Here is a 10,806-nt window from a genome sequence, read left to right on the forward strand (position 1 = left end):
AATTTTTCATCATGAAAAGATAGGACTAAAGTCCACGTATACGTTGCGTACATGATAAATATATACTTATTTACTTTTCTCAATGCTATATAATTGTATATCGCAGAGAAAATAGCTCCGATAGTAAATAGTAAACTCATCATTCCAACAATCCCATAATCTTCTATATATCGTCTAAATGCGCTATAAACATTAGTATCAATTCCCTCAAATTCAACAAATTCTAAAAAGATATTTGGCTTAGATACGGGAAATCCAAGAGAAAGAAGATTATTATAGATACCGGTTAGAGTATTACTCCCAATATAAAATGATTCTACTGGAATATTACTTAAAAATCTATCGAATGCGGGAAATGATAATCCCATATAATGAGATATTATTATAAAAGGTGTTCTTTCTTCCGTTATTACTTTCCCAGTAAAAACCCCATACAATAAAAATAATCCAATAAAGATACTACCAGATAAGACGAGTATCAAGCAAATGATTTTTTTGGAATGAGGAGAATAATGATTTTCTTTAAGGTAAAAAATTGCAAAAACAGTAACTATATATGTTAATAAAAATAAGATATCCATTCTCCCCGTTGTCAAAATAGTGAATGGGATGTAAATGAGCGTAGGGAGTAAGTACTGAATATGAAGCTTTCTTTTTTTAAAGAAGTATTCAAAAAAAATATAAATACAAACATAACATACGCTTTGTACAAATAAAGATCTATAAGACATCCATCGAGAAAAACTGATTTCTTGGCGTTCCATAGGATATCTGACAGTACCAATCATTGTACTTATGCCACCAGTATTCCCTAATTGTAATGCCAAACTATACACTTCTTTAAAGCTAAAGCCTAATAAAACAACGGAAATAATGCATAAAATAAATATTTTTTTGTTTGCATTGTCAATGCTTATAGTCGTATCATGTAAAATTTGTCCAGGTATTTTTCTGAATTCATAGTAGGAAAAAAAACAACCAGCAAAAAAACTAAAGCACCCTCCTAAAACAATAATTAGGGTTATATAATTAATGGATAGAGACCATCTTTGAGCATTTAAAGCGCCAAAGAAAGAACTGGTAGTCATCGTTAATAAAAAAATATTAGCTGGCTCCATAATATCAAATTTAAATAAAAAGATACTACATATGGACAACAGCAATAACAAACAAGACAAATAATAAATAAAGTTAATGTCTGCCATAAAAAGTCACCACACTTGTTATTATTATTATAGTTGAAGCAACAAGCCCTCCTAAAATAAATCCAACGATACCATACTTAATAGCTATATCTCTTCTAGAAATAACTTGTTCCTCAGGGTAAATATGCACGGAATCATTTTTAATAAATTTCATCTCACTATTATACTTTTTTAAATTATCTTCAGAGAAATTTATATATTCATTAATAAATTCATCGGCCACGCTTTTAACGTAAGATGCATCCATTTTATCTCCCGGCATAAAGTGAATGCAGATTTCATAAATACCTGATCCAAAATTATTAACAAAAATATGCTTATCAAACCATTTTATTTTTTCTATTTCGCTATAACGATCCCAATTACTATCAAATTTCTTATAGTCAAATTTATTCCCAGTTTTACTTAAAAAAGCACTTATAACAGGATATGCTTTCATATATTTATCATACATAAAGGGATTGGTAGTGCTTGAATTGCTTTCACTGGTATTGCTATTAAATACACTATAATTCGAAATAGTAATTATCTGTGTATCCCAAATTTCTCCACTTTTTACCGCATATTGTATATTATAGCTCTTTTCCCATACCAAACCCGCTGCAACAATAATACCCGCTAAAACAACGTATAACCATTTTTTCTTAAATTGCTTCATAATTATTTCCATCATAATTATCACCTAATCATCCCAAAAAAATAATTTATAGCTAAAAAGATCAAGGCTTCCACCCTGGCTTATAAATGTTATCGACTCCCATTTTTCCAATTAAGGCGTCATACATGGCATGAAATCTAAGAAAAAACTCTTTTCTTGTCCGACCAATAAGCGGACTACATAATGTTTTCAGAGCTAACTTACCAAGAACAACCGGAAAATGAAATTTAAAATGTTTTTTAAAAAAGATTAAATCATTACGATATCCATAATAATATTTCCAAGAAAGGGAATCGTTTGCAGCTTCAACATCATGAATAATGGAATAAGAAGGTAAGCAAACAATCCTTCCCTCTTGACTCATCCTGTAGGTATGCTCCGTATCATCACACCAAATAAAATTGCCTTTGCAGACGAGTCCAGCATATTTAAGTTTTTCTTTATTTAACAAAATCCCCACATATGATACAAAATCAGGATTAAATTTTTCTTTCTTATAGAACTCTTCGCCAATCGGTTTATGAAAATTTCGATCCCATTTACTGCGCCAAATAGATCTATGTATAGAAACAAAAGAATCATTTTCCACTACCTTACCACAGATAATCGAAATATTTTCTTGTGAATTCTTTTGAAGGTACTGAGCCATTCCTAAAATATAGTCTGGTTCCGGATATGCATCATCATCGGCAATCATAATCCACGAAGAGTTTAGCTCCATCGCCTTTTTTTCACCAACATAAAACCCCCCACTTCCTCCAAGATTTTCTGAAGTCGTGATGACAATTTTTTCAAAGGGTTCTTTTTGATTGCTCCAAGTTTTTAAAAAATCGCTAGTCTGGTCTGTAGATGCATTATTCACAACAATAACATATTTAGGCAATAATTTTTGATTACTATAGGATTCTAACGTTCGTTTCAACTTCTCTAATCGATTATATGTAACAATGACACAGCCAATATTAACTTGATACTCTCGTACATTTTCTTCGCTCATCAGTATATTACCTCCCAAAAAGAGTAATTAATCATATCAAGCGCGTTCTTACCCCCACGCTTGATACTGAACACTTCAGCATCCCTATAATTCATTTTCTACTGCAGTTAAAATAGAGAATCGTGTGGTCAAATTTAAATAACCTGTTGACAGATATTAGTAAGTCCTATATTGCCAGAATATTTTTCCAATTTATAAATTAACACTTTCTCGATGCCAACAAATAATAACAGTCATTTATATTTTATCTTTATTCACCTATTTCGATTAGATCTCTTGCTTTTTGAAATACCTGTTCAGCCGATATAGAATTTAAACACTTACGATCAGGGCATTCATAGTAAATATCCGTACCAAAGCAGTGTTGGCATGACAGTTTATCCTCACATTGAACAAAAACAGCTTTATCTGAATAGGCTCCGTGAGTCGCAGGATTAGTTGGTCCAAAGATAGAAACCGTCCTTTTCCCTAAAGCATCTGCGATATGCTGCATCCCTGTGTCAACTCCGATAGAACAGATACATTTACTCAAAATATAAATTGATTCACTGATAGATGTGCGATTTACAAAATTATGCACATTATCAGCCATCAAGACTTCTTTATAATTAGGCAAAAGACTTTCCTCTAATTTTCCACCTAATAGGATAATATGATATTCCCTTAATTGTGCCAGCATGGATACTAATTTCACCATATTCTGCTGACACCAATTTCTTGTATATACGTACTTACCCTTGTAATAGTTTTTATCAGCTCCGCCGATATTCACAACAATACTGCTGCCATTAAAACCGGAAAGGATTTTTTCTACATTGCTGCATTCTCCGTTTTTCGCATAAAGATGTGGTTGTCTATCTGTAACTTCCCCAGTTAAAGAACTCACCACATCAATATTACGATCAACAAAATGCTTTTTATTATCTAGTTCTAAAAAATGAAGCCCTTTATATTGTTCACCAAAACAATCATGAATCCGCAATAATTTAAAAAGGTATCGTCCCTTTGTAGATGGGGTCATCATTGCCATGATACCAATATCAAACTGTTCTTTCATCAACGAAAACAGCGTTTTGATTGTATACAACTTAGAACGATTCTTTAGGCTAAAATAGTAATATCTATCAATACGAATCCCGCTATGACGAAAGATTTCTTCATTGGCTTTTCCATTTACCAACAAAGCAAGGTAGGCATCAGGGAATTTATGCCTTACTGCACGTATAGCCGGCAGCATACACACACAGTCACCCAAGCCATGTTTCATCTCAATTAATATCTTTAATCGTTTCATATTTCCCCTTGATTATTCATAAATACCAGATCAACGATGTAACAGTATTTTCATAAAATCAATCGCAAAAAACACCCTAATTGGCTTTATAAAAAGCTTCAATTTTTTTTATTTCACTAGCTATATCATATCCAGATTTACCAATTTGATTTTCTATATCGTCTCTTTCACACCGTTTCTTTATATCTAAAAGACTTAACATCCAACTATTCGGATTACTTATAGGTAAAAACCGAGAACTGTTGGTAACCTTTACTTCCGGTGTAATCAAATCAGAAAATATACAAGGTAATCCTGCCGCCTGGGCCTCTATGCCTACAATGGGCAATCCTTCAAAGCGCGAGGGAAGTACAAAACAATCCATAGCTTGAAAAAGGTTAGGAACGTCGTTTCGTCTTCCTAAAAATAGGACATGAGAAATTAACCCCAGTGATGCCACTTTTTCCTTGATTTGATCTTCATCAGGGCCTTCTCCAATCAATAATAACAGTGAATCTTCCATTTTTTCATGAACTTTTTTAAAAACATCGATTAAAAATTCATGGTTTTTCTGATAAGTAAATCGCCCAACATGCCCCATGACAAAAGTATCCGGCTTGAGGCCTAGATGCTGCCTCATTTCAGCCCTTATCGTAGGATTATAACTATATTTGCGTACATCGATTGCGTTTTTGGCCATATGATAGTGCTGAGACTTTCTGAGTTTATAAGGATACATCCATTCTGCGGCTAAAGAGGAACAGGCCAAGTATTCATCGGCGATGTAACTCATCGACAATCGCCCTATTTTATGAATCAAAATCTTAATGGCTCGAATTACTCCCCGCCGATCATCAATATCTGTACTATGAGAGTGCATGATGATTCTTTTCGCACCCAGCCATCGTGCAACAATGAGAGGGATAAAATTGGCATAAGACATATTAAAATGAATCGCAGTATAATCCTCGTTATTTAAGATATTCCTTAGTGCCTTAGCATATGAAAGCGGATGTGACGGTCTGGGGATATGATAAAATTTAGCTCCCATCCGGATAAATTCATCTTCAAAATCTAATTTATCCGTTTCAAAAGTTAGGAAATCAAATTGAACTTTGCTTCTGTCTATAAACCGATAGTTCTGGCAAATATATCCGGTAAGGCCCCCCTTATCATTAGCAACAAATGCTTGTAGTATTCTTATTGGTTGATGGGATTTCATATTTTCCCTCTATTCTTATCATATATTACGGTGAACAATTATTTAAAGATTCATATACGATCTAAAAATCTTTCTATCTCCGAGTTACCATTTCAATCATTTCATTTTTAAAATCAAATTTCACCATTATATCGTTATTTTTCTCTATGATGGTGTACGAGTCTTGGCCAAATTCAATTAATTTAAAAAAAAATAAATCACGTTTCATGTTTTGTCCAGCACTCCTATGATATAGACTTTTTATTAAAGATAGGTTATTAATAATCCATTCTTCAAGACTCTTTAACTGATTCCACACAAAATCTGACTGATGAACAGCAATAAATGCCGATCCATCTGACATATATCCACCACCCGGTGAAAAATACGGTTTTCCAAAAATTCCAGTCAAACTCAGTCCATGTTTATTTCGAATGTTCATTCTTTCTTGATCTGACATATCATCAATAGAAATGCCTGAAAGTTCAAAGCTCTTTAGCAAATAGGGCCAGTTCTTATAAATTATTTCTAAAATTTCTTGTTGTGCAAATACAGCCACCTTTTTATGTGAATATATTTGGATAAAATACATCCGCTCATCAGTGCAGACAGCGAAAATTAAATAGTCGCTCCTCGTAGGCTTCCCTTTTTTATTATACCGTCTTGTCAAATGAAAGTGATGTACGCCCCAATCATATAACAATAAATCTGGTTCGGCTACACTATCGCGTTTGTTGGACAGGAATGGATTAATATCCTCTCCGTTTTTTACTTTTTGAATAAATTCTCCAAAAGCTCGCTGATATGCTGAAGGACACTTGAATTCGGCCGATATAGCTATTTCACGTTTTATTAGAGGTATACGCTTTATATTATATTCAAGCAAACGTAGTAATGGATTTTTCAAATTTTCAACTTCAGTTGAATCAAAACCCAACTTATTAAGCTGTGATTTCGCTATCCGTTCCATATCATGACATAAATCAATTTGTACAGTTCTAGGAATCATACTCTACCTCTCAACCACAGCAAACGCATTCTAATAGTCAATACTATCTCCCAAAGAGTTTCCGTTTCAAAAAGGCTCCGCCTTTTTTGATCCAATCTTGCTTTTCCATGAAAGAAACGTTCTGTTCGGCATAGTCTATTTGATTGTGTTCAAGCCAAACATCTAAGAGGAGTTCGCTCACAAAGCCATATATGCGGGATTCGTAGGTATCCCAGCCGGTGATGTCGACGCGTTTTTCCAGTTCAAAGAGAATGTCGAACATCCACTGCATATAATCGTTGTACAAGTCGCGGCGCATGACGAACATGTTGAACATATGGGCCCAGGTGCGATTCATGACCTTGTCAAAAGCCGGAAGATATTCGGGACACCGTTCTTTGATGATTTGTTCCGCTATGTCCAGTCCTTCCGAATGATGAGCGTGGTTATAATGAGAGCGGTTGGTTTCGATATAGTATTTCCGTTTATCGGGAACGATGACCGGATGCTTATCTAACAAAGCCTGCCATTCTTTTTCGGTAAGGATTTGTTCTTTTTTCGCTTCGATATTGCGGACTTCTTTGCGGGTAAAATAACGGCGATAATGAACGAGACCGATGAAATCGGCATCCAAATTTTTCCAAGCCCAATATAGGCCCGTCAGCTCACAAAAATAAGGATTCTTAGTACTGATATTTTCCCCCGTATTGTCCGGCCTATAACCGATAGAGTCTTTCCCTTCAGCTCCAACATGAACAGGCAAATAGGCCGGATCCGTCGGCATCCAATATTTTTTATGTGCTGCAATGATAATGTTAATAGACAATTGTTCCAACCCTTTCATTCTATAACGCGACATAGGCCTGTAATTCAGCATAGTCGCGATTATTTCTAATATACGACCGTTTGAACGCCGCAAAGGCCGTACTCTTTCTCAATCTGGCAACAACCCGGCGTGTATTAGCCGGTGATTTATTTTCTTTGTAGCGATGCAGTTCGTTGAAAAATATATTCATTTCTTCCTGCAGCGCTTTGAGTCGACTGGCGGAGTTATTTATCCGCATTCCTGTATTTTTCAGATTAAAGACTGCATAAATCAAGGAAGCCGTCGTGGAGGTCACTTCGTTTTGATCCAAGGCCTCAATCTGTACGTCATTATCGGCGTACCGGCAGGCAATATGCTGTTCCGGGTCTTCTTGACAGCAATTGATGATTTTGCCCTCATATATTTTATTGTTCTTGATACTGTTGCAATGGGCGCAGCTCCAAAAAAGATTATTCCAATCAAATTTTAAATCGATATTCCCTTTATGAGGAACCAAATGCTCGATTTGCGGATCTTGAAGGCCTTTCAGTTCACAAATATAGCATTTATCATGAAAGTCGGACTTAAGCTGTTCGATGACATCGATTCCCCGATAGTTTCCGCTCTTCCCCTTAGCTTTTTCTGTCGCTAACGATGCCGGAGCTACGGAAGATTTGTCACATGATACCATCCAATCTTACTCCTTCTGCGCTAATTCTAATTTCAACTGCTTATAGTCGGCCATGAAGCCCAGTGCCAAATAATCGGGAATCTCATCGAGATAATACTCCAATTCTGCCACTTCTTCATAGTCGTCATCGGTCAAGGTCTCTTTTTTTACCAACTGCCGATAGCGGTCATACTTCGCCTTCAACGCTTTCGACAAGGCAGGCGCATCAAAGTAACCTTCGACAATACCGTCGTAAGGGATGTTAGAAAGGCCTTCCGGATTATTGACCAGTGTATGATTTTCCAAGTCGTAAATTACCGCATCTTTGATGGAGTTTAGGATAAACGGCGAATGTGTCGTGACGATAAATTGAATATTGGGAAACATATTCGTAAGAATCGGCATAATCTTCTTTTGTAAATCCAAATGCAGGTGCGTTTCGATTTCATCAATGAGGACAACGCCTTCTAAATCATAATGCTTACCGGCTTTCTTTTCCATGCGCATCATCAAATCGACGACGATGTCTAAGACGGCTGCATAGCCGCTTGAAAGTGCATCAAAGGCAAAAGGTTCTCGTCCCGGTACGACGATATGGAAGGCAAACGTTTCGATATCAAAATCAAGATAAGCATCTTTTTCATCAAAGATGATTTGCAAGACATGGTCAAACTTTTTGAACCACGCTTTAATCTCCGCCGCCCGTTCCGGTTTACCGTTCGTTTCAGCCATAGCGCCAATAGTCTTTAAATTCAGGATATATTTGACGAAATCCTGCCCGGGATGAGCGTCAATGCCATACGTATCAGTCAATTCCACTTGAGCAATATTCTTTTCATTCTCTGCTATATAGACTCGTTCAGCCTGATAATAAGCAAAAATATAAGTACCTTGTAAAGTATGCGCGTGGATAAGGGAATCTTCCTGAAAAATAGGCGTTACGCCCTGTTCATAAGTTTTGACAAACTGTGTAGCATGTTCGAGTCGATTTAACAAAGCAGTATATTCCGGACTATCCTTGGATGTATGTAAAATCTCTTCGGGCAGTTGCTGCATTCTTTCTTTATATATACGAAAAGACTCCTTACTGCTTGAATCCAAAAAGAACTTCGACAAATAGGCCGCCAGCCCTTTAAGGACACTCGTCTTTCCGCTACCGTTCTTCCCCGTCAAAATGAGATGCTTACACTCAGTTTCCGATATGGGAATGTCTATATCTTTCAAGTGGCGGACTTGACTAATATGAAGTTTCGTAATGAAATGTTGATTCACGGTATCAACTCCTTATGCGGGACTGATGCTAAAGCACTCTCGCTGTTCCTTAATAAGCTCCCTTATGTTTCACTACAACAGCAACGGTTCTCCAAATAAGGACGATGTCGAACCAGACGTTCCAGTTTCTCACGTACCAGGTATCCATCTGAACTCGTTCGTCATAGGTCGTATCGCTGCGGCCGCTGGTCTGCCACATGCCGGTGACGCCGGGGCGGACCATATAAAAGTCTTTAATAAAGGCGCCGTATTTCTTGATTTCATCGCGTATGATGGGGCGCGGTCCGACGAGGCTCATGTCCCCTGTCAAGACGTTGAACAGCTGCGGCAGTTCGTCAAGGCTGGTCTTGCGCAAAAAGGCTCCGCTTCTCGTAACACGCGGGTCGTTTTTCAGTTTGAATTCTGTCTCCCATTCTTTCCGGGCTTCGGGATCTCGTTCGAGGAGTTCTTTCAGCTTGACGTCAGCATCGACACACATGCTGCGGAATTTATAGCAGTTAAATTCTTTGCCGTTCCGGCCGATACGGCGATGTTTGAAGATGATTGGCCCCGGCGAATCGAGACGGATCCACAAGGCGACAGCTAAGAAAAACGGCGACAGGCAGATGATGCCGATGATGGTGCAAACTAAATCAAAAATCCGCTTGATAGCCCGGTTGTACCACTGGGATAAGTTATTCCGGAAACTGATGGAGATGATGCGGCCGTCGATGAGGGGGTTCGTTTCGAGGGTTGCCAAAGGCAGGCTGCCCATATCAGGGATGAAGGCCACTTTTTTGACCAAGGGTTGGACGCGGTAGACGATGTCCTGTACAGCTTCATTCTTAAGACCCGGGGCAATAACCATGACATGCTGGACACCGGTAACCTGAATGACCTGCTCGGCATCGCGGAAGGTTCCCAAGTGTGGAATCATGGCCGCCACTCTCGGATCTGGCGTATGGTCTTCGAGGTAGCCGATGAATTCGTATCCGACGCCGGTATCACGCTTGAAGTATTCCAACATGAGAGCTGCCGTCTTGCCGGCACCCATGATAAGGACCGGGAGCTGAAGCAGCTTCATACGGATCAAGATGCGTTTGACGACATACCGTTCAATGACCAAGAAAACAAAAGAAGTGATTGCCAATAGGCCCACGAACAGTCGCGACGTCGACGCTGCCGTCTGGGCGATATAGATAAAGAAAATCAGTAAGGCAATGGAATAAAACGTCGCCTTAAAGAGATTAGAAATGATCTGCCAAAACTGCATGCGCCGTGTATAGAGGTGATGCAATTTCAAAAACAGCAGGTATACAGCCGGTACAATGACGTGAATGCTGAGCCACGACAGGTGAAAATGCGTATTGGGAATCAGGCAGTCCCGCAGGCCATACGACACGTATTCTGCCAGCCAAATAGCAATGTAATCGGCAACGGCCAGGACAACGGGCAACACCTCATTACTGTACTTATTTTTAATCGAAATCGAACACGACTGCGGCGAACACTTCAAAACGGTTCCTCCTCACGGCAAAGCATGAGCTCTGTCATTATTATTGTATTATATACGCACGAAAAAACGGAGGTTCTTCTCCGTCACGGACTTTACAATAATTCATTATACCATTCTTTAACACAAAAAAAAACCGACCGTTTCCGCCAATGCCTTTTCGGAATGTAAAAAAATGATAAAGAAAAGCTTTTGTTGATGGGAAACGTGTCTTTTGTCTCATATTCATCTCGCAGCGTGACTTG

General features: G+C 38.0%; 11 protein-coding genes. All 11 read right to left on the reverse strand.

Annotation, left to right across the window (positions count from 1 at the left end; all coding sequences use genetic code 11):
* The coding region (locus TX77_RS05940) for an O-antigen polymerase (RefSeq protein ID WP_044503871.1) at positions 1 to 1,205 on the reverse strand (1,205 nt) is incomplete at its 3' end.
* Positions 1,192 to 1,878 carry a hypothetical protein gene (locus TX77_RS05945; protein WP_154651872.1) on the reverse strand — a complete coding sequence of 229 codons (687 nt, stop codon included), beginning with the start codon at positions 1,876 to 1,878 and terminating at the stop codon, positions 1,192 to 1,194. The genes TX77_RS05940 and TX77_RS05945, both read right to left, overlap by 14 nt.
* A gap of 46 nt (positions 1,879 to 1,924) precedes the next feature.
* Complete coding sequence (locus TX77_RS05950) at positions 1,925 to 2,860, reverse strand: glycosyltransferase (protein ID WP_044503873.1); 936 nt, start codon at positions 2,858 to 2,860, stop codon at positions 1,925 to 1,927.
* Between the two features lie 250 nt (positions 2,861 to 3,110).
* Entirely contained in the window at positions 3,111 to 4,154 is a 1,044-nt protein-coding gene (locus TX77_RS05955) for a glycosyltransferase family 9 protein (protein WP_044503874.1), read from the reverse strand.
* Between the two features lie 76 nt (positions 4,155 to 4,230).
* Positions 4,231 to 5,355, reverse strand: a complete 1,125-nt coding sequence (locus tag TX77_RS05960; RefSeq protein WP_044503875.1) for a glycosyltransferase family 1 protein — start codon at positions 5,353 to 5,355, stop codon at positions 4,231 to 4,233.
* Between the two features lie 73 nt (positions 5,356 to 5,428).
* Complete coding sequence (locus tag TX77_RS05965; RefSeq protein ID WP_044503876.1) at positions 5,429 to 6,343, reverse strand: hypothetical protein; 915 nt, start codon at positions 6,341 to 6,343, stop codon at positions 5,429 to 5,431.
* 43 nt (positions 6,344 to 6,386) lie between these two features.
* On the reverse strand, positions 6,387 to 7,166 hold the full coding sequence (locus tag TX77_RS05970) for a DUF4422 domain-containing protein (RefSeq protein ID WP_418294682.1): 780 nt from the start codon (positions 7,164 to 7,166) through the stop codon (positions 6,387 to 6,389).
* Position 7,167: 1 nt separating this feature from the next.
* A complete protein-coding gene (locus tag TX77_RS05975) occupies positions 7,168 to 7,818 on the reverse strand; it encodes an HNH endonuclease (protein ID WP_044503877.1) in 651 nt (216 codons plus the stop codon).
* Between the two features lie 6 nt (positions 7,819 to 7,824).
* Positions 7,825 to 8,793, reverse strand: coding sequence for an AAA family ATPase (locus tag TX77_RS05980; RefSeq protein WP_230198070.1), 969 nt, complete (start codon positions 8,791 to 8,793; stop codon positions 7,825 to 7,827).
* A 325-nt stretch (positions 8,794 to 9,118) separates the two neighbouring features.
* Entirely contained in the window at positions 9,119 to 10,564 is a 1,446-nt protein-coding gene (gene wbaP, locus TX77_RS05985) for an undecaprenyl-phosphate galactose phosphotransferase WbaP (protein WP_044503879.1), read from the reverse strand.
* A 40-nt stretch (positions 10,565 to 10,604) separates the two neighbouring features.
* On the reverse strand, positions 10,605 to 10,806 hold a 202-nt coding region (locus TX77_RS14095), incomplete at its 5' end, for a hypothetical protein (RefSeq protein ID WP_230198071.1).

The sequence above is a fragment of the Megasphaera massiliensis genome, assembly GCF_000455225.1.
GTDB lineage: Bacteria > Bacillota > Negativicutes > Veillonellales > Megasphaeraceae > Megasphaera > Megasphaera massiliensis.

Coding starts and splice junctions, on each gene's coding strand:
- TX77_RS05945 (WP_154651872.1), bottom strand. CDS start 1,878: ATGATGGAAATAATTATGAAGCAATTTAAGAAAAAATGGTTATACGTT.
- TX77_RS05950 (WP_044503873.1), bottom strand. CDS start 2,860: ATGAGCGAAGAAAATGTACGAGAGTATCAAGTTAATATTGGCTGTGTC.
- TX77_RS05955 (WP_044503874.1), bottom strand. CDS start 4,154: ATGAAACGATTAAAGATATTAATTGAGATGAAACATGGCTTGGGTGAC.
- TX77_RS05960 (WP_044503875.1), bottom strand. CDS start 5,355: ATGAAATCCCATCAACCAATAAGAATACTACAAGCATTTGTTGCTAAT.
- TX77_RS05965 (WP_044503876.1), bottom strand. CDS start 6,343: ATGATTCCTAGAACTGTACAAATTGATTTATGTCATGATATGGAACGG.
- TX77_RS05970 (WP_418294682.1), bottom strand. CDS start 7,166: ATGAAAGGGTTGGAACAATTGTCTATTAACATTATCATTGCAGCACAT.
- TX77_RS05975 (WP_044503877.1), bottom strand. CDS start 7,818: ATGGTATCATGTGACAAATCTTCCGTAGCTCCGGCATCGTTAGCGACA.